This is a genomic window from Streptomyces sp. NPDC087906 (assembly GCF_055584925.1).
Genome location: NZ_JBVJLC010000012.1, coordinates 1 through 23,671 on the forward strand (window position 1 = coordinate 1; position 23,671 = coordinate 23,671).

Annotated in this window: 13 protein-coding genes, 1 pseudogene and 1 riboswitch; of the genes and pseudogenes, 7 read left to right on the forward strand and 7 right to left on the reverse strand. The window is 72.7% G+C overall.

What is annotated here, in order from left to right:
- Positions 1-403: 403 nt before the first annotated feature.
- Positions 404-970, reverse strand: a complete 567-nt coding sequence (locus ACZ63I_RS28270; protein ID WP_469341971.1) for a MarR family winged helix-turn-helix transcriptional regulator — start codon at positions 968-970, stop codon at positions 404-406.
- Between the two features lie 133 nt (positions 971-1,103).
- Between ACZ63I_RS28270 and ACZ63I_RS28275 the strand changes: the two genes are divergently transcribed.
- Positions 1,104-2,417 carry an MFS transporter gene (locus ACZ63I_RS28275; RefSeq protein ID WP_469342190.1) on the forward strand — a complete coding sequence of 438 codons (1,314 nt, stop codon included), beginning with the start codon at positions 1,104-1,106 and terminating at the stop codon, positions 2,415-2,417.
- A 54-nt stretch (positions 2,418-2,471) separates the two neighbouring features.
- Here ACZ63I_RS28275 and ACZ63I_RS28280 read toward each other — a convergent pair whose 3' ends face one another.
- Positions 2,472-4,127 (reverse strand): ATP-binding SpoIIE family protein phosphatase, encoded by a 1,656-nt coding sequence (locus ACZ63I_RS28280; RefSeq protein ID WP_469341972.1) that lies wholly within the window; start codon positions 4,125-4,127, stop codon positions 2,472-2,474.
- 201 nt (positions 4,128-4,328) lie between these two features.
- Positions 4,329-5,702, reverse strand: a complete 1,374-nt coding sequence (locus tag ACZ63I_RS28285) for an NAD(P)/FAD-dependent oxidoreductase (RefSeq protein ID WP_469341974.1) — start codon at positions 5,700-5,702, stop codon at positions 4,329-4,331.
- A 345-nt stretch (positions 5,703-6,047) separates the two neighbouring features.
- Here ACZ63I_RS28285 and ACZ63I_RS28290 point away from each other — a divergent pair, with 345 nt between their 5' ends.
- Positions 6,048-6,794, forward strand: a complete 747-nt coding sequence (locus ACZ63I_RS28290) for a TetR/AcrR family transcriptional regulator (RefSeq protein WP_469341976.1) — start codon at positions 6,048-6,050, stop codon at positions 6,792-6,794.
- Between the two features lie 501 nt (positions 6,795-7,295).
- On the forward strand, positions 7,296-9,419 hold the full coding sequence (locus ACZ63I_RS28295) for a sigma-70 family RNA polymerase sigma factor (RefSeq protein ID WP_469341977.1): 2,124 nt from the start codon (positions 7,296-7,298) through the stop codon (positions 9,417-9,419).
- Between the two features lie 2,867 nt (positions 9,420-12,286).
- On the opposite strand, the pseudogene ACZ63I_RS28300 reads toward ACZ63I_RS28295, so the two are convergent.
- Both ACZ63I_RS28300 and ACZ63I_RS28305 read right to left on the reverse strand, forming a co-directional pair.
- Positions 12,287-12,934, reverse strand: a pseudogene (locus ACZ63I_RS28300) (AfsR/SARP family transcriptional regulator); the annotation flags it as partial.
- A 103-nt stretch (positions 12,935-13,037) separates the two neighbouring features.
- Complete coding sequence (locus ACZ63I_RS28305; RefSeq protein WP_469341978.1) at positions 13,038-15,146, reverse strand: asparagine synthase-related protein; 2,109 nt, start codon at positions 15,144-15,146, stop codon at positions 13,038-13,040.
- A gap of 575 nt (positions 15,147-15,721) precedes the next feature.
- On the opposite strand from ACZ63I_RS28305, the gene ACZ63I_RS28310 reads away from it, so the two are divergent.
- The 4 genes from ACZ63I_RS28310 to ACZ63I_RS28325 all read left to right on the forward strand — a co-directional run bounded on the left by ACZ63I_RS28310 (position 15,722) and on the right by ACZ63I_RS28325 (position 21,248).
- Entirely contained in the window at positions 15,722-17,185 is a 1,464-nt protein-coding gene (locus ACZ63I_RS28310; RefSeq protein WP_469341979.1) for an MFS transporter, read from the forward strand.
- Between the two features lie 180 nt (positions 17,186-17,365).
- Positions 17,366-18,589, forward strand: coding sequence for an L-2-hydroxyglutarate oxidase (gene lhgO, locus ACZ63I_RS28315; protein ID WP_469341980.1), 1,224 nt, complete (start codon positions 17,366-17,368; stop codon positions 18,587-18,589).
- A 460-nt stretch (positions 18,590-19,049) separates the two neighbouring features.
- On the forward strand, positions 19,050-19,826 hold the full coding sequence (trmB, locus tag ACZ63I_RS28320; protein WP_469342192.1) for a tRNA (guanosine(46)-N7)-methyltransferase TrmB: 777 nt from the start codon (positions 19,050-19,052) through the stop codon (positions 19,824-19,826).
- Positions 19,827-19,901: 75 nt separating this feature from the next.
- A complete protein-coding gene (locus tag ACZ63I_RS28325) occupies positions 19,902-21,248 on the forward strand; it encodes a PrsW family intramembrane metalloprotease (RefSeq protein ID WP_469341981.1) in 1,347 nt (448 codons plus the stop codon).
- Between the two features lie 23 nt (positions 21,249-21,271).
- On the opposite strand, the gene ACZ63I_RS28330 is transcribed toward ACZ63I_RS28325, so the two are convergent.
- Entirely contained in the window at positions 21,272-22,216 is a 945-nt protein-coding gene (locus tag ACZ63I_RS28330; protein ID WP_469341982.1) for an aldo/keto reductase, read from the reverse strand.
- 76 nt (positions 22,217-22,292) lie between these two features.
- On the reverse strand, positions 22,293-23,366 hold the full coding sequence (locus ACZ63I_RS28335) for a M23 family metallopeptidase (protein WP_469341983.1): 1,074 nt from the start codon (positions 23,364-23,366) through the stop codon (positions 22,293-22,295).
- Between the two features lie 11 nt (positions 23,367-23,377).
- A riboswitch (cyclic di-AMP (ydaO/yuaA leader) is annotated at positions 23,378-23,533 on the reverse strand.
- Positions 23,534-23,671: the final 138 nt, after the last annotated feature.

A 23,671-nucleotide genomic window follows, 5' to 3' on the forward strand; every position in this document is an offset into this window, starting at 1 on the left:
TTGAGTTCTCAAGGAACGGACGCTTCCTTCAAATCCCTCTCAGGACTCTCCGGGCGCTTCCCTCCGGTACTGCGTACTTCGTGTTCCCGACTCTATCAGACTCTTTCAGAACCTGATTCCCAGTCAGCGGGATTTGTCTTCCCGGCCCTTCGGCCGTTCCGACGTTTCAAACCTTAGCGGATTCCGTCTGCGACTCATAATCGAGCTATTCGAGCTGAGTCACGAAATGGATTTCGGCATGCCGAAATCCACCCCTGCTGGGATCACACATAGTTTGGGTGCCGCTACTTACCGCGGCTGAGTGGCTGTCGGTGGAACCTACCGGCTCCGTGACAACTCGAAGAACCTTACGGATCGGTCCCGGACGTGTCAAGTCGGTTCCAGGTGGGTACTGCGGCCCCGCCTAGTCCAGGTCCGTCAGTCTGCCGCCGGCGTCCGGCTGGGCGTGTTCCACCCTGCGGAGCAGGCGGATCAGCATCTCGCCCAGGACACCGCGCTCCTCGCCCGAGAGGTCCTGGAGCAGCTCCTCCTCGAACTCCGAGGCCATCCGCATCGCCGCGAGCCACTTCGTACGGCCCTCGTCCGTCAGCTCGACGATCACCCGTACCCGGTTGTGCTCGTCGCGGTCGCGGGTGACCAGGCCCTCGCTCGCCATGCGGTCGATGCGGTGGGTCATGGCGGCCGGGGTGAGGCCGAGGCGTTTGGCCAGTTCACCCGGGCCCAGTCGGTAGGGGGCTCCGGCGACCACGAGGGTCTTCAGGACTTCCCACTCGGCGTTGCTGATGCCCAGGTCGGCGACCTGCCGGCCGTACGCGACGCTCATGCGGCGGTTGAGCCGGCCGAGGGCCGAGACGACCTTTTCGACCTGGGGGTCGAGGTCGCGGAACTCTCGCTGGTAGGCCGCGATCTGCTCGTCGAGGCTCGGCTCACTGAGTCCCGTCGGGCCTGCCGGGTCGGGGGTTTCGGACATCCCGACAGTGTCCCACGGGCGCTCCCTGGCCTTGAAGTCCTTCGAGGTGTATTGTTCAGATCCTAACTTTAGCTTCGAAGTCTTCATAGTCGAGTACTTCACGATTCAAGGGTAGGTGAGTGTGACAAGGCTGATGGGCGCGGACATGCGCCGGATCCAGGCAGGGAACGTGCTCAGCGCGTTCGGGCTCGGGTTCACCGTTCCGTACCTCTATGTGTATGTGGCCCAGGTCCGCGACCTGGGGGCGAGTACGGCCGGCGTCGTGCTCGCCGTCTTCGCGATGGCCGCGCTCGTGGTGCTGCCGTTCACCGGGCGGGTCATCGACCGGCGCGGTCCGCTGCCCGTGCTGATGGGCGGCGCCGTGCTGGCCTCGGCGGGGGCGCTCGGCATGGGGTTCGCCGGGAGTGTCCCGGCAGCCGTGCTGTCCGCCACCGTGCTGGGGGCCGGGACCGCCGTGATGCAGCCGGCGCTGGCCACGATGATCGTGTGGGGGACGACGCCTTCGACGCGGACCCGGATGTTCGCCATGCAGTTCTTCCTGCAGAACCTGGGTCTGGGCATCGGCGGGCTGGTCGGCGGGCAGATCGTCGACGAGAGCAGGCCCGGGAGCTTCACGCTGCTGTTCTCCGTCGAGGCCGTGATGTTCCTCGTCATGGTGGGTCTCGCCGCCACCGTACGGCTGCCCCGCCCGCCGTCGGTCGTCGTCGGTGATCTTGCCGGGGCCGCCGGGACAGCGGCCAGGAGCGGGCTGCGGGCGCTGCTGGGGCACCGGGCGATGGTGCAGTTGCTGGTCCTCGGCTTTGTGGTGTTCTTCGCCTGCTACGGACAGTTCGAGTCCGGTCTCGCCGCGTACGGGACCGAGGCCGCGGGCATCGATCCTTCGGTGCTCGGGATCGCGCTGGCCGCCAACACGGCGGTGATCGTGATCGCGCAGTTCGTCGTCCTGCGGGTGGTGGAGCGGCGGCGGCGGACGCGGGTGATCGCGGCTGTCGGGCTCGTCTGGACCGTCGCGTGGATCGTGGCCGGGCTCGCCGGGCTCGGGAGTGTCGGTCCTCTGTTCGCGACCGTGGCGTTCGTGTCCACGTACGCGCTGTTCGGGCTCGGCGAGTCGATGCTGGCGCCGACCGTCGCGCCGCTGGTGGCCGATCTGGCGCCCGCGTCCCGCGTCGGGCAGTACAACTCGGCGTTCGCGCTGGTCAAGCAGCTCGCGCTGGCGCTCGGGCCGGCCGTGGGCGGGCCGATGGGGGCCGCGCTGCACGGGCCGTACATCGTGACGTTCGTGCTGTTCTCGCTGGGCATCACCGTGCTGGCGCTGCGGCTGGGCAAACAGCTCACCGCCGTTCAGGAGCGGCCGTCGCTCGCTTCGACGTCACGTGTCGTCGTCCAGCATGTGCCCGACCCCGCACCGGAGCCTGTGCGGGAAATCGCTCGGGAGAGCGTGCACTGAGACACGCGCCTCCCCCGCAGCGCCGCTCCCCCGTCGCGCCTCTCCCCCGCCGCGTCACTTCGGCAGGGCGAATTCGCACCAGACCGCCTTGCCGCCGCCCGGTGTGCGGCGCGATCCCCAGGACGACGCGATCGTCGCGACGATCGAGATGCCCCGGCCCGCCTCGTCGATCGGTTCGGCGCGGCGGCGGCGCGGCAGATGGTCGTCGCCGTCGGTGACTTCGATGATCAGCCGGCGGTCGGTGCGGCGCAGCCGCAGGCGCATCGGGGGTGTGCCGTGCTGCAGCGAGTTCGCGACGAGTTCGCTGGTGGCGAGGACGCCGAGGTCGCGCAGTTCGACGGGGAACCGCCAGGAGGCGAGGACGCCCGACGCGAAGGCGCGGGCGCGTGGCGCCGCCTCGATGCCGCCGAGCAGGTCGAGCGCCGCGTTGTGGAACAGCTCGGCGTCGGGGCCCGAGCGGTCGGGGTGCTGGAGGACGAGTACGGCGACGTCGTCGTCGTGTTCGGCGGTGACGCCGAGGGCGCGGATCAGCCGGTCGCAGACGACCTGGGGGTTTCCCTTGGCGCCTGACAGCGCGCGTTCCAGCGAGCCGACGCCTTCGTCGATGTCCTCACCGCGCCGTTCGACCAGGCCGTCGGTGTAGAGGACGGCGGTGGAGCCGGGCGGCAGGGCGATGCTGCCCGAGGTGTGCTGCCAGCCGCCGGCGCCGAGCGGCGGGCCCGTGGGGTCGGCGGCGCGTTCGACGGTGCCGTCGGCCGCGCGTACCAGGATCGGCAGATGGCCGGCGGAGGCGTAGACGAGGACGCCCTCGTTGGGGTCGTGGACGGCGTAGACGCAGGTCGCGATCTGGCTGACGCCGATTTCGGCGACGAGTACGTCGAGGAGCTGGAGGATCTCGTGCGGCGGCATGTCGAGCCGGGCGTAGGCGCGGACCGCGGTGCGGAGCTGGCCCATGACGGCCGCCGCGCGTACGCCTCGGCCCATGACGTCGCCGATGACGAGGGCGGTGCGTCCGGCGCCGAGGGTGATCACGTCGTACCAGTCGCCGCCGACCGCGGCGTCGAGGCCGCCGGGCTGGTAGGTGGCGGCGACGCGCAGGTCGTCGGGCTGTTCCAGTTCCTGCGGCAGGAGGGAGCGCTGGAGGGTGACGGCGGTTTCGCGCAGTCGGCGTTCGCCCGCGCGCAGCCGTTCGGCGGCCTCCGCGTGGTCGGTGACGTCCGCCGCGTAGATGAGCACACCGCCTTCGCCTGAGCCCTGGGCGTCCACGGGGGTGCAGGTGACGGTGAAGGAGCTGTCGCCGCGTCTGGTGTTGCTCTGGGACAGGGTTCTGGCCTTGCGGGATTTGACGGTGCGTGGCTTTCCGCTGCGCAGGACCTGGTCGAGGAGCGGGAACAGGCCCAGTTCGGCCAGTTCGGGGCAGCTCTCGGCGGCGGGGGTGCCGAGTTCGCGGGCGCCGAAGGCCGTGGTGTAGGGCTCGTTGAGGTACGCGACGCGGTGCTCGGTGCCGTGCACGAGCGCGACCAGGGCGGGGAGTTCTTCCAGGATCTGCTGTACGGACAGGTCTTCGAGCGCGGGGACCTGCGGTGTGTCGCCGGGCTCGGCGGGCTGGTCGTACTCACCACGGGCCGCCGGCACGGATCCGTGCTCCGTCCGTGCGGCGGCGCGGCGCTGTGTTCCGGGGAGCCGGGCGCTCCAACGCGTGAAGTTCACGGATTTTTGGGCCTCATGGTGTCGTCGTGCTGTTCGTCTTGCCGGGCGGGTCGGGCCTGGCGGGTCGTCGGGGCCTGCTGCGCCGAGCCGGCCGGGTCACTCCGGGTCACTCTGTGCAGATGTGAACCCACCTATGGTCACACGTCCGGACGGGCGAGGGCGCTGGCGGGGACGCGGAGGGCCTTCGGATCGTTGCCGTTGCTACTTCTTTTCGGGGTGTTCGCCTCCTGCGGCGACTTCGAATTCGGCGCGGGGGTGCTCCAGGGAGCCGAGCGAGACGATCTCGCGTTTGAAGAGACCGGAGAGTGTCCACTCGGCGAGGACCCTGGCCTTGCGGTTGAAGGTGGGGACCCGGCTGAGGTGGTACGTACGGTGCATCAGCCAGGCGGGGTAGCCCTTGACCTTACGACCGTAGACATGCGCCACGCCTTTGTGGAGGCCGAGGGAAGCGACGGAGCCCGCGTAGGCGTGACGGTAGTCCTGGAGGGGCGCGCCGCGCAGGGAAGCGAGGATGTTGCCCGCGAGTACCTTGGCCTGCCGGACGGCGTGCTGGGCGTTGGGGGCGCAGCGGGTGCCGGGTTCGTCCGAGGTCAGGTCGGGTACGGAGGCGGCGTCGCCGGCGGCCCAGGCATTCTCGACGCCGTCGACGGCGAGGGTGGTCGTACAGGCCAGCCGGCCGCGTTCGTCGCGGGGGAGGTCGCTGGCGGCGAGGACGGGGTGGGGTTTGACGCCCGCCGTCCAGACGAGGGTGCGGGTGGGGAAGCGGGTGCCGTCGCTGAGGACGGCGACGCGGTCCTCGCAGGAGTTGAGCCGGGTTTCGAGGCGTACGTCGATGTTGCGGGCGCGTAGTTCCCGTACGGCGTAGCTGCCCATCTCGTCGCCGACTTCGGGCAGTATCCGGCCGGTTGCCTCGACGAGGATCCACTTCAGGTCGTCGGCCTTGATGTTGTGGTAGTACCGCGTGGCGTAGCGGGCCATGTCTTCGAGTTCGGCGAGTGCCTCGACGCCTGCGAAGCCGCCGCCGACGAAGACGAAGGTGAGGGCGGCGTCGCGGACGGCGGGGTCGCGGGTGGACGAGGCGATGTCCATCTGCTCGATGACGTGGTTGCGCAGCGCGATGGCTTCTTCGACGGTCTTGAAGCCGATGCCGTGTTCGGCGAGGCCGGGGACCGGCAGGGTGCGGGAGACCGAGCCGGGGGCGAGGACGAGCTGGTCGTAGGCCAGTTCGTAGCTGCCGGTGCCTTCTTCCTCGGATGCGGGGGTGCGCAGGGTGACGGTGCGTTTGGCGTGGTCGATCGCGGTGGCCTCGCCGACGACGATCTTGCATTGGTCCAGCAGCCGGCGCAGCGGGACCACGACATGGCGTGGCGAGATGTTGCCGGCCGCGGCTTCGGGGAGGAACGGCTGATAGGTCATATATGGGTCGGGCGACAGTACGGTGATCTCCGCTTCGCCGCTCTTCAGTTTCCGTTGGAGGCGCAGCGCTGTGTACATGCCGACGTAGCCGCCGCCGACCACGAGAATGCGCGTGGCGGGCGTCGACGCGGGGGTCGCCCGGGGAGAGATCTCAGCCATCACTACCCCATGACGCCTCCAGCTCCGGTGTTTGTCCACAGCCCCGACAAATTGTGTGACCGGAGCCCGGTCGGGCGGCCGGCCGGGCAAATGCTCATGTTTTGCGGGATGTTCGCAGGTCAGAATGGGTCTGCGGGGGTGCGGTGCAGGGGCGAATCAGACACCTGCCGATCCTTGCTCCGATCGGGCGGCCCGCCATACGGAACTCCCCCCTTCTGAATTGCCGTGGGCTCAACTATGTTCGTAGTCATCGGAGCGGGCGGCTCGTGACTGGGCCTTCAGCGTGCTCCGATGTCAATACGGGGCGTCTCCGGGGGGAGACACATCATTACCGGGGGAACACATATGCACATTCAGGATTCGACATGGCAGCCTGCTGTCGTCTCTGACGACGACGCACGGGCGGGCGGTTCCGGGGTGGGGCGTTCAGCGCCGCTCCGGGTGGACGCACAGCGCAATCTGGAACATGTACTGCGCGCGGCGCGCGAGGTGTTCGGCGAGCTGGGGTACGGGGCGCCGATGGAGGACGTGGCGCGGCGCGCGAGAGTCGGGGTGGGCACGGTCTACCGGCGCTTCCCGAGCAAGGACGTACTGGTCCGGCGGATAGCCGAGGAGGAGACGTCCCGGCTGACCGACCAGGCGCGTTCCGCCCTCGGGCAGGAGGAGGAGCCGTGGTCGGCCCTCTCGCGTTTCCTGCGTACGTCGGTGGCGTCGGGTGCCGGACGGCTGCTGCCTCCGCAGGTGTTGCGGGCGGGGGTGGACGGGGACGACGAGCCGGTGATCAGGGAGTTGCCCACCGAGCCCCGTGTGCCGCACCAGCGGCAGAGCCAGCAGGATCTGCGGGTGCTCGCGCGGCATCTCGCGGTGGAGGGGATCGACGACCCGGGGGCGATCGAGCTGCTGGACGTCGTGGGTCAACTGGTGGAACGGGCCAGGGAGGCCGGGGAGTTGCGCGGCGATGTGACGGTCGCCGATGTGCTGCTGGTGATCGCGACGGCGGCGCCGGCGCTGCCCGATGCCGCGCAGCAGGCGGCGGCTTCGGCGCGGTTGCTGGAGATCCTGCTGGAGGGGCTGCGCCCGCGGGCGGCCTAGGCCGCAGGATGTGACAGTACTGCTCCCGCATCGAACTGGCGTGCAATCGGGCGCTGTTGGATCTCCCTAACGGGTGAAGTTGCGGGTGCGGACCGGTGGGCGGGCCGCCGCGCGGTGGCACGGCGGCCCGGCCATGAGCCCTTGGCGGCTTCGAATGCAAGGTGTTGAGGCGTCCGCAGGATGGTTTCCTGTGGGCGCCCCGGCCGTGCCGCAGACGGAGTGGGGTGCCGGGCCGTAAACGTCCCCGGACGGGTGGTTGCCCGGAATCCGGCCGGGCCGGGGCCGCGCGCTGTGGCACGCTGGCCCGGTGTTTGGGTCTGAGCGGTGCGGACGGGGGCTTCCGCGATGAGCGGTGACGGACGGGACGAGCCGCTCGGTGGCGGCGGTGCCGGTGGCGCCGACGGCGGGACGGAACCCGGTGAGCCACCGTCGCGTCAGGTGCCGAGCCAGGGCGGCCCCAAGGGGTCGCCGGGGCTGACAGGTCCGACGAGTGTGCCAGGAATGAGCGGTCCCACGACGGGCGGCCCTGTCCGCTTCGGCCAGTCCGAAGGGCCGGGGGCTTCCGGTGGCCCGGGAGCGTCGGGGCCGGGAGCTGACGGGCAGGGGCCTGTCGTGCCGAACCCTGCCGCGGGGCCCGACGACAGCATCGTGCCCGGTGCGGACAGCAGCGTGCCGCAGCAGCGCGAGGGGCGCTGGTCCGGGCCCGAAGGCACCTTCGGAGGCGGGCAGTTCGCGGACCGGCAGGTGTCCGGCGATACGCAGGGCGAGCGCGCGCAGGGCGAGGACGATGTGCCGACGCTCGAACTGCACATCGCCGGTGCGGCGGGCGACGCGGGTGCGGTCGGCGCGGCGGGTACGGCCGGTTCCGCCGGTGAGGTGCCGCCGTCGGACGCCGATCTGATCCAGCGCATGCGCGGTGGCGACGACAGCGCGTACGAGGAGCTGTTCCGCCGGCATTCCGAGGCGGTCCGCCGCTACGCCCGTACCTGCTGCCGTGACGCGCACACCGCCGACGACCTGACCGCCGAGGTGTTCGCCCGTACGCTCCAGGCGGTGCGCGGCGGCGCCGGGCCCGAGCAGGCGGTGCGGGCCTATCTGCTGACGACCGTACGGCGCGTCGCCGCGTCCTGGACGAAGTCGGCGAAGCGCGAGCAACTGGTCGAGGACTTCGCGGTGTTCGCCGCGCAGGCGGTCGCTTCCTCCGGTATCTCCGACGACGACACCCTGGAACTGGGCGCCGACGTACGGGCGATGCACGAGGCGGAGCAGTCGCTGGCCATGCAGGCGTTCCGCAGCCTGCCCGAGCGGTGGCAGGCCGTGCTCTGGCACACCACCGTCGAGGAGGAGTCGCCGAGTCAGGTCGCGCCGCTGTTCGGGCTGACCGCCAACGCCACCGCCGTACTGGCGGGCCGTGCGCGCGAAGGTCTCAAGCAGGCCTATCTCCAGGCGCATGTGAGCGCCTCGCTCACCGCGGGCGGCGACTGCGCGCGCTACGCCGACCGGCTCGGCGCTTACTCGCGCGGCGGCCTGCGGATGCGGGCCGAGCGCGGGCTGCGCAAGCATCTGGCGGAGTGCGCCAAGTGCCGTCTCGCCGCAGGTGAGTTGGCGCATGTCAACTCCGGCATCCCGAACGTGATTCTGATCGCCGTGATCGGCTGGTCCGCCGCCGCGTACTCGCTCAAGGCCGTCGGACTGGTGGCGGGTGGCGCGGCGGGCGCTGCCGGGGCCGGCGCCGCCGCTGCGGCGGGCGGCGCGTCGGGCGGGGCGGCCGGGGCCGCCGGTGGTGCGGCGGGCGGCGCTGCGGCCGAAGGGGTCGGCGCCCCGGTGAAGGTGGGCATCGCGGGCCTGGTGGTGGTGGCCGCCGCCGGTGTGGTGTGGGCGCTGACCGCCGGTGGCGGCGACCACGCGCCGGACCGGCCGGACGCGAAGCCGCCGGTCGCCCAGCAGGTCGTACCGCAGCTTCCGCCGAAGCCCGATCCGCCCAGGAGCGCGCCCCCTGCGGCGCCCGAGCCGGCGCCCGCGTCTCCGGCGCCCGCCAAGCCCCGCCCCAAGCCCAAGCCGAAGCCGCCGGAGAAGGCGCCGCCGCCCGCGCCGAAGCCGTCGGTGCGTACGGCTCCGCCCGCGCCCGCCGCCCCGGCCCGGCCCGCTCCGAAGCCGCCGGCGCCGAAGCCGCCCGCCCCCGCACCCGCGCCCGCCAGTTTCCAGGTGAACCGGCTCTCCTACGGCGTCATCGGGGACGGCACGAAGCCCGAGGTACGGCTGGGCAGCAGCGGCTGGCTCTGGCAGCGTACGAATGTCTCCGTCGGCGGTGTCCGCTACGCGCACGGCGTGAGCATGCACGCCGGCTCGTCGGTCACGATCGATCTCAACCGGAGCTGTTCGTCGTACGAGGCGATGGTCGGGGTGGACGACATGACGCTGGGCCTCGGCTCCGTACGGTTCGCCGTCTACGGCGACGGGGGCCGGCTATGGCGCTCGCCCGTGCTGCGGGGCGGCCAGCGGGCCGTGCCCGTGTCCGTGGGGATCGCCGGGCAGAAGTCGATCCGGCTCGTTGTCGAGCCGGACTCGTCGTTCAGCTCGGTGGCCGTCGCCGACTGGGCAGATTCGCGGATCAGTTGCCGCTGACCGGCGGGGTCAGTTGCCGCTGACCGACGCGCCGGAGGAGCGGTCGGCGGGCGCTTCGAGCAGTTCAGCGATCTGCTCGAAGGTGAGTCCGCCGCCCGCGGCGCGCTCGGCGGCGAAGCGGGCGGGGCCGAGTTCCGCCCGCGCCTCGGCCTCGACCGCTCGGCCGCCCTTCGCTCCGGTGCCGAACGGGGCACGTCCCCGCGGTGCGCCTCGACAGCGGCCAGCACCCGTACGGCGGCGGCGGGCCGGCCCGCGAGCAGCAGGATGGGCGCCGACATCTCGGCCCATGAGGCGACGATGCCGGCCGCGAGGCCGCTGCCCATCGCCCGCCGCAGCACCGGCGCCAGCGATCGGACGGCGGCTGCCGGTCCCGTCGGCTCATGGGCCGCGACCCGCGCCTGCACCCCGTCGAGCACGAGCTGGAACTGCGGCGGCGGTGTGCCGCGCTCCGCCGCCGCGCACGCACCGTCCAGCGCCTCCCTGGCCTGGGCGAACTCACCGCGGTCCAGGGCGAGTACGGCCCGCATGACGAGGACGAAGGCGCGCGTGTCCTGGACGTCGTGGCGCTCCGCCTCCGCCCATGCCTCGTCGAGGCCCCGCTCGGCGGCGGCCGTGTGCCCGGCGCGGAAGGCCAGTTCGGCGAGCCGGGTCAGCAGGAACGGCGCTTCGGCGTGCGCGCCGACCTCGCGGGCGAAGCGCAGCGCTTCCCGGTAGGCGTCCTCGGCCTCGGCGTACTGGCCGCGCGTCATGGCCGCCTCGGCGACGGCGCTGGCCACCTGCGCGCGTATCCAGCGGTCGCCGACGCGGCGGGTGAGCTGGTGCAGCTCGGCCAGGCCCTCGTCCACGTCGGCCATACCGCCCGGCGAATCGACCAGGACGTGCGTACGGCCCATCAGCAGGACGGCGACCTCCCAGTCGCCGCCGTACACGCGGCAGTTGGCGAGGGACGCGTCCATCTGGGCCCGCATGTCGACGGTTTCGTCGTGAAAGTGGCCGACGATCCCCCAGAGCAGGCCGGGGAACCGGGCGCCGTGCGGCCCCGGCTTGCCGAACGCGTCGCTGACCCGGCGGACGAGGTCCTGGAAGGACGGGTCGGAGCGCAGCTTGTCCGTCCCGTCGCTCTCCGCCACGAGGAACAGCCGCATCACCAGCAGATGCATCCGGGGCCAGTAACGGGGGTCGTCGGGGTCTGTCGTGTCGGGTCCCAGCTTCAGGGCGCGCTCCACCCAGGCCAGCCCCTCGGGGCGGTAGTTGCGCAGCCACCAGAACCAGCCGACGGCGAAGATGATGCGCAGCGCGGTCTTCTCGTCGCCGGTCACGGTGACCGTGCGGTGCAGGGCGGCGCGGATGTTGTCGAGGTCCGCCTCCAGCCGCCGTATCCAGGGCAGTTGCTCCCCGGAGCGCAGCAACGGCTCGGCCTGTTCGGCGAGTCCGGTGAAGTAGGCGGTGTGCAGGCGCTCGGCAGTGGCGCGGACGGCCGGGGTCGCGGCGGCGCGCTCCACGGCGTACTCGTGGATGGTCTCCAGGAGGCGGTAGCGCATCTCGCCGCCGCCGCCGGGGCCGGCGGGCCCGTCGGTGGGGGCGGCGACGACGAGGGACTTGTCGACGAGGGCGCCGAGCAGGCCCGGTACGTCGGCGGAGGGTGCGGCGTGGGCTTCTGCGGCTGCTCCCGCGTCGGCGGCGGATCCGCAGACGCTCTCCGCCGCGGTCAGGTCCCAGCCGCCCGCGAAGACGGAGACCTGGCGCAGCACCGAGCGCTCCCGCTCGTCCAGCAGGTCCCAGGACCAGTCGACCACGGCCCGCAGGGTCTGCTGGCGCGGCAGTACGGTCCTGCTGCCGCTGGTCAGCAGCCGGAACCGGTCGTCGAGCCGGTCGGCGATCTGGCGGGGTGTGAGCAACCGCAGCCGGGCGGCGGCCAGTTCGATCGCCAGCGGCAGCCCGTCGAGCCGGCGGCAGATCTCCGCGACAGCGGCGGAATCGTCCGCCGGGTCGAACTCGGGCCGCACCGCCCGCGCCCGCTCCGCGAACAGTTGGTGCGCGGTGTCGCGCGGCAGCGGCTCGACGGGCCGTACGGCTTCGCCGGGGACCCCGAGCGGTTCCCTGCTGGTCGCCAGCACGCGCAGCCCCGGGCAGCGGGTGAGCAGCGTCTCGGCGAGTGCGGCGGCAGCGCCGATGACGTGCTCGCAGTTGTCGAGGATCAGCAGCATGGGGCGGCGGGCGAGATGGTCGACGAGCCGGGCGGTCGGGTTGTCCTGACCCGATGCCCGGTCGTCGCGGGTGGGCAGATGCGTCTCGCGCAGGCCGAGCGCGCTCAGTACGGCGCCGGGGAGCGCGGACGCGTGGTCCAGCGGGGCCAGTTCGACCAGCCAGGCGTCGGGCGGCGCCGACTCCTCGGCGAGCCGGGTCTTGCCCGAGCCGCCGGGTCCGGTGAGCGTCACGAGGCGGGAGCGGTCCAGGTCGGCGCGGATGGCGGCGAGTTCGCGTTCGCGACCGACGAAGGAGGTCAGCCGGGGCCGGATGTTGCCTGCGGGCCCGGCGGCGGAACCGACGTCCCCGACGGGCCCGGCGCCCCCGGCCGAACCGGGCGCCCCGACCGGACCCGGCGCCCCAGCCGAACCGGTGACCCCGGCCGAACCGGGCGCCCCGACCGGACCCGGCGCCCCGGCCGAAACGGTGACCCCGACCGAACCGGGCGCCCCGACCGAATCGGCACCCCCAGCCGAACCGGCACCCCCAGCCGAACCCGGGGCCCCGGCGACCGGCGGACCGGGGGCCGCGCGGGATCTTCCCGCCGGCCCGGTGGCAGCCAGCAACTGCCCGTGCAGCGCGATCAGTTCGGGCCCGGGGTCGACGCCGAGCCCGTCGGCCAGGGTGCGGCGCGTCCGCTCGTAGGCGGCGAGGGCGTCGGCCTGGCGGCCCTGCGCCCGCAAGGCCCGGATGAGCAGCGCGTGGAACGGCTCGTCGTACGGATGGGCCGCCGTCAGCTCCTTCAGCTCCGGTACGAGGCTGTGCGTGGTCCCGCACCGCAGGTCGGCCTCGATGCGGTGCTGGAGCGCGGCGAGGCGCTGCGCCTCGGGACGTACGCCGTGGTCGTCGCCGGGCAGATCGACGAGCGCGGGCCCGCGCCACAGGCCCAGCGCCTCGCGCAGCGTGCGGGCGGCGCTCCGGGGATCGTCCGCTTCGAGCTGAGCGGCGCCCTCGCGGGCCAGCCTCTCGAAGACGTACAGGTCGATGTCGTCGGGCCCGGCGACGAGCCGGTAGCCGCCGGGGTCCGAATCGATCGCCTCTTTACCGAGGACGCGACGCAGCCGCCCGACGAGCGCTTGCAGCGCGGCCGAGGCGTCGTACGGCGGGTCGGCGCCCCACACCCCGTCGACCAACTCCCCCACCGGCACGGCCCGCCCGGGACGTAAGGCGAGCACGGCAAGCAGAGCCCGAAGCCGAGCCCCGCCGAGCGGCACCACGCCGCCCGCCGCGTCCCGCGCCTCGGTGACCCCCAGGATGAAATACCGCACGGCCCCATTGTCACCTCAGGGTCTGACAACGGCCTGTGGTTTCTCCGGGGCGTCGCCCCGCGGCCGCCCGCCGGCAACCGGATCCGGGCTACGGATGCGGCCTCTACGGATGCAGCGTCGGGCGCGGGATCACGCCGCCCGCCACCGCTCGCTGGCGGGGTGCCGCCGTGCCCGTCCAGCAGGTGCCTCGGCGGGACAGCAGGCGGCGGAGCCACAGTTCTGTGGAGACCAGGTCGGCCAGGCCGTCCAGGGGGACGCGTTCGCCTTCCGCCGCCGCCCGGAGGGCCTTGCGGACCACGCGGGCCTCGATCAGGCCCGCGTCCGCCAGCAGAGGCGCGTCGAAGAGGGTGATGAGGTCGCCGACCGCCACGCGCAGTCCTGCGCGGGTGGCGGCGGCCGAGGTTTCGCGGGAGGTGGCGCCCCAGCCCTGCGGAAGGTCGTGGATGCCGGCTCCGGCGAGGACGGTGCGCAGGATCTCGGCGCGGGCGTCCGGCTGGACCCTGAGCGCTTCGGGGAGTTCGCGGCAGGCGCGGACGACCTGGTTGTCGAGGAACGGGGCGTGCAGGCGCTGGCTGCGGATCTCGGCGGCCTGTTCGAAGACCCGGTGGTCGGCGGCGTACCGGGCGAGGACGGCACGCGCGCGTGCCTCCCCCGGGCGCTGGACGGAGGTGGGGCGGGTCGCGGCGGCGGTGAGCCGGGCGGCGACCTGGGCGAGCGCTTCGCCGGTGAGCCAGCGGGCGGCGGGTCCTGGCCGGGACCAGGTGAGGGCGGACAGGGCCGCGTTGACCGGCCCTTCGTAGACAGGGGAGTTGGCGGCCCTGTTGGCGTCGGGGAGGCGGGCGGCGGCCTGTTCGAGGCCGGTGCGGTAGGGCGTACGGGCGAGCCTGCGCGCCGCCCGGTAGACGGTCAGCGGCACGAACAGCGAGGCGGGCGAGGCGCCTTCGGCCTTGACGAGTTCCGTGACGGGCCGCAGCAGGTTGCGTCTGCGCCGGTCGAGCAGCAGGTCGGCCATGCGCGCGGGGTGCGCGTCGAGGACCTCGCGCGCGCCCGCGCCGGTGAAGTGGTCCGCGCTGCCCGCGGCGAAGCGGCGCCGGTGGCGCTCGGCGGAGATGAGCGAGGGGCCGGGCTCGTCGGTGAGCGCGCCGTCGAGTTCGGCGTACGGCAGGGCCTCTTCGCCCGCCGCGACGACGACGTGGTGCAGCCGGGGGTTGGCGGCGATGATCCGGGCGCGTTCGAGTTCGGCCTCGTCGCGGCGGCCCGGCGACAGGTCGTTGAAGGTGACGGCGAGCAGCCGCTCGCCCGCGCCCGTGCCGTGGCCGAGGACCGTACCGGGCGCGCCGGGCAGTCCGGCGGCGAGCAGCGCGAGCGTGGCCGAAGCGGGGCCGCCCGACAGGTCGGCGCCGATGCCGGGGACGGGCGCCCCGCGTGCGGCACGCCGGTCGGCGGGGCCCATGCCGGGCACGGGCCCCGGGTCGGGGGCGGCGGTCTCGGGCGCGTGCCGCGGGGCGGTCAGCCGGGCGCGTACGGCTTCGACGAGGGCGTCCCGTACGCCTTCGACGGCGCGGTCCGGGTCGCGCTGGGCCGCGGCGACGGCGAGCGAGGCGACCGGCTCGTAGCCGGTGATCTCGCGCGAGCCCTCGCGCAGGATCAGCGCGTGTCCGGGCGGGATGCGCTTGACGCCGTCGTAGGGCGTGGAGTCGCGCAGCGCCTCCGGGGTTTCGGGGCAGGCGAGGAGCGCGGCCAGGTGCCCGATGTCGAGTTGGGCCTCGATGAGGTCGGCGAGGGGCAGGGCGGCGGTGGCGTACGCGGTGCCGCCCGCCCACGGCGTGTAGAAGACGGGTCTCGCGCCGGCGAGGTCGCCCGCGATCGTTATCCGTCTGCCGATCTGGGCGACGGCCGTGTAACTGCCCGTCCAGGCCGTGAGATGGCGCAGGGCGCCGCCGCGCGCGGCGAACAGCCCCAGACGCAGTTGCTCGTCCGTCGCGCCGCAGCAGCCCAGTACGGCAAGCCTGTTGAAGGCGTCGATGGACACGACGCGCACCTCGTCGGGCCGCCAGTCGCCGACGGCCCACAGCGGATCCGGGTCGCCCCACAGGAGTTGGGAGCCCACCGGGTGTACGGAACCGCCGTCGGACCCCTCACCGACCGGCCCCACGGCCCCCGCCGTGCCGAAGTGCGCGGCGATACTGCTCCACCCCACCAACCAGCGCATCGCCGCCTCCACAGCCTGTGGACAAAGTCGGGCGCGACCGAGGTCCGTGCCCGTTCGGGACCATGCTGCCACGACAAGTGGGCACAGGAGGGGCTACGGGGCGCGCGTACGGGAAAGTGAATGCGCCCCTGGCATGAGCCATTTGGCGAAGATTCGGCTGTCGGCGGACAGGCAGCATTCAGCCAATCTCCGAACTGGGCACGGCGTCGATACGCCGGCAAACGCTCGGTCCGGGAGGCGCGCCGCGCCTCCCGGACCGATCCACCGCCCGCGGGGATTGGGGCGGCGGTATCCCCCAGCCCACTGGTTCCAGTACGCAGTGGGCCGACCCACGCAGGTCTCATGGAAGCGCCACCGCTCCCTTCGGGCCAAGGCGCACGGCCGGGCGCACGGCCACACAGCGGGAGCACGGCCCGCCGGCCGGCGATCTCCGCACGTACTCCCGTACGGACAACAATCCCGCCATCCGGAAGTCCGCCCCTTAACGGTCGGGATGTGGCGAACTACGCTGGGTTTACGAATGCCGCGCGCCTATGCCGCGACGCGGCGGCCGTCTGTGTGTCGAGGGGTGACGCATGTCCAGAGAGCTACGCGGGCCGAACGAAAAACTCGGCACCGTTCTCGCCCTCGCGGGAATCAGCAACGCCGGGCTCGCCCGGCGTGTCAACGACCTCGGAGCGCAGCGCGGTCTGACTCTTCGCTACGACAAAACGTCGGTGGCGCGCTGGGTGTCGAAGGGGATGGTCCCGCAGGGTGCGGCGCCCCATCTGATCGCAGCGGCCATCGGCGCCAAGCTCGGCAGGCCCGTACCGCTGCACGAGATAGGGCTGGCCGACGCGGATCCCGCGCCCGAGGTCGGCCTCGCCTTCCCGCGCGACGTGGGGGAGGCGGTCCGCTCCGCGACGGAGCTGTACCGGCTCGATCTCGCGGGCCGCAGGGCCGGCGGAGGCGGCATCTGGCAGTCGCTGGCCGGATCTTTCGCAGTGAGCGCTTACGCGACGCCCGCCTCACGGTGGCTGATAACACCCGCCGACTCCTCCGTCGCGCGCGACGCGGCGGTGGCGGAGGCGGCGCAGGGAGCGCACGGACAGGGTGGCGAGACCTCGGGAGAGGTGTCGCCGCTGCGCGTCGGCCACAGCGACGTGGCGAAGCTGCGGGAGGCGGCGTCCGACGCGCGGCGCTGGGACTCCAAGTACGGCGGCGGCGACTGGCGTTCGTCGATGGTGCCGGAATGCCTGCGGGTGGACGCGGCTCCGCTGCTGCTCGGGGCATACAGCGACGAGGTGGGCCGGGGCCTGTTCGGGGCCACGGCCGAACTGACCAGGCTGGCCGGGTGGATGGCCTTCGACACCGGTCAACAGGAGGCGGCGCAGCGGTACTACATCCAGGCGCTGCGCCTGGCGCGCGCCGCCGCCGACGTACCGCTCGGCGGGTACGTCCTCGCGTCGATGTCGCTCCAGGCGACGTACCGGGGCTTCGCCGACGAGGGAGTCGACCTGGCCCAGGCGGCGCTTGAGCGCAACCGCGGTCTCGCCACGGCCCGCACGATGAGCTTCTTCCGGCTGGTGGAGGCGCGGGCGCACGCGAAGGCGAGCGACGCCGTCGCTGCCGGTGCCGCCCTGAAGGCCGCTGAAGGGTGGCTGGAGCGCTCGCGGCCCGGCGACGCGGACCCGAGCTGGCTGGGCTTCTACTCGTACGACAGGTTCGCGGCGGACGCCGCCGAGTGCTACCGCGATCTGAAGGCGCCGCGCCAGGTGCGGCGGTTCACCGAACAGGCGCTGTCCCGGCCGACGGAGGAGTTCGTACGGTCGCACGGCTTACGCCTGGTGGTGAGCGCGGTCGCCGAGCTGGAGTCCGGCAATCTGGACGCGGCGTGCGCGGCCGGCACCCGCGCGGTGGAGGTGGCGGGGCGGATCTCGTCGGCGCGCACCACCGAGTACGTACGCGATCTGCTGCACCGTCTCGAACCGTACGGCGACGAGCCGCGGGTGGCGGAGCTGCGCGAGCGGGCGAGGCCGCTGCTGGTGGCACCCGCGTAGCGGGTGCGGGTGGTCGGTGACTGCGGCGCCCCGCGTGCGTGATTGCGGCGCCTGACGGCGGGGCACCCGATGGTGGCGCCGGTGCAGGGGCCGACGCGTGCGTGGACCCGTCGCAACCACCGCCCGGTGCCGCGCGCTGTCAGTGGTCCGGTGCACTATCGGGGTGGGAGGTGGTGCGCCATGAGCGGGCGAGGACCTGCGGAGTTCGACTGCGACGTGCTGGTCGTCGGCGGCGGCATCGTCGGCCTGTCCACGGCGTACGCGCTCACCCGCGCGGCGCCGGACACCCGCGTCGTGGTGCTGGAGAAGGAGCGCGGCCCGGCGCGCCATCAGACGGGCCACAACAGCGGTGTGATCCACAGCGGGATCTACTACGCGCCCGGCTCGCTGAAGGCGCGTTACGCGGTCAGCGGCTCGGCCGAGATGGTCGCGTTCTGCGCCGAGCACGGCATCGCGCACGAGGTCACGGGCAAGCTGATCGTCGCGACGCGGCGCGACGAGCTGCCGAGGCTGCACGCGCTGGCCCAGCGCGGCAGGGAGAACGGGATCCCGGTGCGGGAGCTGGGGCGTACGCAGATCGGGGCGTACGAGCCGCGCGTCCGGGGCGTCGCGGCGATCCATGTCGGCTCGACGGGCGTGTGCGACTTCGCCGCCGTGGCGGAGCGGCTGGCCCAGGAGGCGGCGGCAGCGGGCGCCGCCGTGCGGTACGGCGCCGAGGTGACGGCCGTCGACCGGCGCCCCTGGGGTGTCGCCGTCCGTACGGCCGCCGGCGAGATCGTCAGGGCCCGCGCGCTGGTCAACTGCGCGGGACTGCAGAGCGACCGGCTGGCGCGGCTCGCGGGCGACGACCCGGGGATGCGGATCGTCCCGTTCCGCGGCGAGTACTACGAACTGGCCCGCCCCGAACTGGTCCGCGGGCTGGTCTACCCCGTGCCCGACCCGGCGTTCCCCTTCCTGGGGGTGCATCTGACGCGCGGTGTCGACGGCGCGGTGCACGTCGGGCCGAACGCGGTCCTGGCGCTGGCCCGCGAGGGCTACGGCTGGTCGGTGCTGCGCCCCGGCGAACTGGCGGACACCCTGAGCTGGCCGGGCTCGTGGCGCACGGCGCGCAGACACTGGCGGTACGGCGCGGGCGAACTGCACAGGTCGCTGTCGAAGCGCGCCTTCGCCACGGCCGTACGCCGCCTGCTGCCCGCCGTACGGGACGCCGACCTGCTGCCGTCCCCCGCCGGAGTACGCGCCCAGGCGGTCCTCCGGAACGGCACGCTGGCCGACGACTTCCTGATCCGCGAGGCCCCCCGCACGGTCCACGTACTGAACGCCCCGTCCCCGGCGGCGACGGCGTCGCTCCCGATCGGCCGCGAGGTGGCGCGGCGGGCACTGGCGGCGCTGTCGGACGACTGACGGCGCGGGTCGGTTGCGGGCCTGGGTTGCGGGTCTTGGTTGCGGGTCTTGGTTGCGCTGTCGCCGTTCGGCGCGGGTCGGGGCGGCCGGTCTTGGTTGCGGTGTCGCCGTCCGGCGCGGGTCCGGGTTGCCGGTCTTGGTCGCGGTGTCGCCGTCCGGCGCGGGTCCGGGTTGCCGGTCTTGGTCGCGGTGTCGCCGTCCGGCGCGGTCGGGGCGGCCGGTTGTGGTTGCTGTTGTCGCCGGGGGCCGTTCCGGGGTGGCCTCCTGCGCTGCACGATTTACGGCGCGTGCGCCTCTGACGTGCAGTGACCGCCGAGATGCGCCGCAAATCACGCTTTACGCTCCGGACACCACCCCTGCACGACCCCCTTCAGCCCCCGGCCCATGGGTCGCGGGTTTCTCGGTCGCCGTGGCGCTCCGTAGAATCGAGCGCATTGTGTCCGAGCCTGAGAAGACCGAGATGACCGACCTCCCCTCGCCCGCCGAGGCGCGCCCCGCCAGTCGGATGTTTCCCGACGGGACCGGCCCTGCCGCCGATCCCGCCGGTGCGCACTTCGAGCGTCGGATCCGTAGCTTTCAGCCGCGTCGCAGTCGGGTCACCACGGGTCAGGCCGACGTGTTGCGGCGGTTGTGGGCCGACTGGGGGCTGGACATCGACGGGCAGCGGGTCCTCGATCTGCCGGAGATGTTCGGCGGGCTGCCGGTCGTGCTGGAGATCGGCTTCGGCATGGGCGAGGCGACGGCAGCGATGGCCGAGGCCGATCCCGGCACCGGGATCCTCGCCGTGGACGTACACACCCCGGGTCAGGGCAATCTGTTCCGTCTCGCCGAGCGGAACGGCCTGTCCAACATCCGGGTCGCCAACGGTGACGCGGTGATCCTGCTCAGGGAGATGCTGCCCAGCGCCTCGCTCGCCGGGATCCGCGTCTACTTCCCCGACCCCTGGCCCAAGAAGCGGCACCACAAGCGGCGGCTGATCCAGCCCGAGTTCCTCGACCTCGCCGCCGCCCGGCTGAAGCCCGGCGCCGTGCTGCACTGCGCGACCGACTGGGAGCCGTACGCCGAGCAGATGCTGGACGTCATCGGCGCCCATCCCGGCTTCGAGAACACCAGCCCCGACGGCGGCTACGCGCCGCGTCCCGCGTTCCGGCCGCTGACCCGGTTCGAGGGCCAGGGCCTCGACAAGGGCCATGCCGTGCACGACCTGCTGTTCCGCCGCACGGGCACGGACTCGTAGGCCCGCCGCTCATATCCGGCCGCACCCGCGCCAGGCACCATCGCGGCTGGCGGCGGCTCTCGTTAGGGTCGACAGGTGCCAGAACCGTCCCCGCAGCGCCTCGAACCGCAGCCACCGATCCCCGTCGCCGAGGTGTGGGACCGCGGCGGCGAGCTGTGGGGCGCGGTGCCGGAGCCCGTGCGCCGGCGGCGCTACTGGCCCGGCCGGGCGTTCTGGCACAGCAAGGCGGTACGCGCCGGGGTGGTGATCACCCTGCTGGCGCTCTGCGGTCTGGTGATCCTGACGCTGGTCAGGCACGAGACCGGCACCCAGGGCTTTCTGGTGGGCCTCGGCCTGGCCGTGCTGCCCGTCCCGCTGCTGATGGCCGCCTTCCGCTGGCTGGAGCGGGTCGAGCCCGGCCCGTGGCGCAATCTGCTGTTCGCCTTCGCCTGGGGCGCGTGCGCCGCCGCGCTGGTCGCGATCATCGCGAACTCCTTCGCGACCCACTGGATAGCCACGGCGACAGCCGACCCGGCGGGCGCCGAATCCCTCGGCGCGACGGTCGTGGCGCCGGTCGTCGAGGAGAGCGCGAAGGCGGCGGCCGTGCTGCTGATCTTCCTCTTCCGAAGACGCGACTTCACGGGTCTGGTGGACGGCGCCGTGGTCGCCGGCTTCACCGCCACGGGCTTCGCCTTCACCGAGAACATCCTCTACCTCGGCAACGCCTTCGGTGAGGACCGCGACTTCGGCCAGTCGGGCTTCGCGACCTACACCGTCGCCACCTTCTTCGTACGGATCGTCATGTCGCCGTTCGCACATCCGCTGTTCACGGTGATGACCGGCATCGGCTTCGGCCTCGCCGCCCTGGCGCCCCCGCACCGCAAGCTCCGCCGCCTCGCGCTGCCGCTGCTCGGCCTGCTCCTCGCGATGGGCATGCACGCGCTGTGGAACGTGTCGTCGTCCGCCTTCGGCCCGTACGGCTTCTACGCGGTCTACGGCATGTTCATGTTCCCCGTCTTCGGCCTGGTGACCTGGCTGGTGATCTGGGCCAGACAGCGCGAGTTGCGCACCGTCGCCGCCCAACTGCCCGCGTACGCGGCGGCGGGCTGGCTGGGCGCTGCCGAGCCGGCCGCGCTGTCCTCGATGCGGGCGCGCACCATGGCGCGCGACTACGCGGGCCGCACGTACGGCACGACGGCCGCCAGGGCGGTCACCGAGTACGAGGTGTCGGCGACGTCCCTGGCGTTCCTGCGCCACCGCGCCGGACGCGGTCTCGCCGTCGGCGACTTCGCCGCGCGCGAGCGGGAGCTGCTGGACCGGCTGTGGGCGCGCAAGGAGCTGGCCGGGCCCGCGCTCACCTACGCGGCGCGGGCCACGGGCCAGGTCTGGGTGCCGCCGCCGTACGTCGACTACGACGGCTACAACCCGTACCGCCAGTACTGAGCCCGGATCGCGAGGACGCCCCCCTACGCCGACGCCGCCGTCAGCTCGGCCACTTCTTCCGGCGTCAGTTCGAGGTCAGCGACCGCCAGCAGCGGCGGCAACTGCTCGACCGTACGCGCGGACGCGAGGGGCACGGCGACGGTCGGCTGCGCCGCCAGCCAGGCCAGCGCCACCGTCGCGACCTCGGCGCCGTGCGCCGCCGCGACCCGGTCGAGCGCGTCGAGGACCCGCGGCCCCCGGTCGGTCGCCAGATACGCGCTCGCCCCCTCGCTGCGTACGCTCTCGACCGTGGTGCCGGGCCGGTACTTGCCCGTCAGGAAGCCGCGCGCGAGCGAGAAGAACGGCACGGCGGCCAGCCCGTGCCGGGCGACGACGTCGCGGAGTTCGCCCTCGTAGCTGTCCCGCGAGACGAGGTTGTAGTGGACCTGGAGCGCGGCATAGCGGGCCAGGCCCTCATTCTCGGCGAAGGCGACCGACTCGGACAGCCGCTCGGGGCCGATCTGCGATGCGGCCAGGGCGCGGACCTTGCCCTCCTTCACGAGCTGGTCGAGGGTCGTGACGATGTCCTCGACGGAGACGCTCGTGTCGTCGACATGCGTGTAGTACAGGTCGATGTAGTCGGTACGCAGCCGGCGCAGCGAGTCCTCGACCGCCGCCTTGATGTTCGCCGGCGCGAGCCCCTTGCGCTGGGGGTGGCTGGCGACCTTGGTGGCGATCAGGACGTCGGAGCGGTTGCCGCGCGAGGCGAGCCAGTCGCCGATGATCGTCTCGGACTCGCCGCCCTCGTTGCCGTCGACCCAGGCGGTGTACGAGTCGGCGGTGTCGATGAAGTTGCCGCCCGCCGCCGTGTACGCGTCCAGTACGGCGAAGGACTGCGCCTGGTCGGCACCCCAGCCGAAGACGTTGCCGCCGAGGGCCAGCGGGGAGACGTGGAGGTCGGAGGTGCCCAGCTTTCGTAGATCGGTCATTCGTCCATTGAACGCCGAAAGACCGACGACTCCGACGTCGGGGGGTGAGCGCCGGAGCCGCCGGGGTCTGGTGGGGTCAGGGGTTGATGCCCCTGGCCTGCAGCCATGCGTTCGGGTCGATACCGGAGCCGTCCGGGGTGTGCACCTCAAGGTGCAGATGCGGCCCGGTCACGTTGCCGGTCGCGCCGACGCGGCCGATCACATCGCCCGTGGTGACCTTCTGGCCCGCGGTGACGGTCATCGACGACTGGTGGCAGAACCACAGCTCCGTGCCGTCGTCCAGCGCCAGGACCGTGCGGTAGCCGTACGAGCCCGCCCAGCCGGCCGACTTGACCGTACCGCTGTGGATGGCCTTGATCGGGGTGCCGGTGGGCGCGGCGAAGTCCAGCCCCGTGTGGTAGCCGGAGGCCCACATGGAGCCGGCCTCGCCGAAGGTGGAGGTGATCGTGTACGAGGCGACGGGGAGGGTGTAGCTGGAGGCCAGCTTGGCGAGCCGCAGCTCCTCGGCCTTCTTCTTGGCCGCTTCCTCCGCCTTCTGCTTCGCCTCTTCGGCCTTCTTCTGCGCCTCGGTCTGCTGCTTCTCCGCCTCGGCCTCGGCCTTCTTCGCCGCGGTGGCCTCGGCGGCGGCCTGGGCCGCCTGGTCGGCCTCCGCCTGCTGGTGCTCGGCCTGCTGGAGGATCCGGGCGCGCAGGGCCTCGCCCGCGTCGCTGCCGGCGGTCGCGCCGTGCTGGACCTCGGAGCTGGCCACCAGGTTCGTGCCGCCGAGCGGGGCGCTGGCCAGGATGTTCGGCTCGGTGTCGTCCGGCAGCAGAGCGCTCATACCGGGCAGCGACTTGGCGTCCGGGATGTGGTCGGCTATCGAGTCCGGCAGCGAGATGGAGACCGCGGGCTTCTCCTGCGCCGTGGCGATACCGCCGGCGCCGACGGCGGCGATGACACCGACACCGAGCACCGTGGAACTGCGGGCGAGACCGTTGCGCTGCTTGGCCACGCGATGCCTGCCGCGTACCGGAAGGACGGACTCCTCGGTGGGATTCCAGTCACCGGGGTTCCAGTCGCCCCATGCCCCGTCAGGCGGGGCTTCGGTGGCGAGGCCGCCGAAGGGAGATGTTTCGGGGGAGGCCTCGGGGGCAGGCTTGTTAAACGCCACTGGGGCGCTCTCCTTTCCTTCCTTCTCGCCTACCGGGTTAGCTGACGGGTTCGGAGCAGGAAGGTCTCCTACGAGTGCGACTCGCTGCTTCGCGGCAGCAAGAGGCGCCCGATTCACCCCAATTGTTGGTTCCCCGGTTTCCTTGCGGAATTCGGCGCGTGCGGCACGGCGCCATCTCTGACGACGGCTGGGACGACCGCGCTGCGTTATCGAACGTTAATAGAGACCAGGCCGTTATTCCAAGCTGTTCCCAGTGATCGTTAACAAGTTCGCATCGGACGTAATGGGACACATGCTGGCGCAGT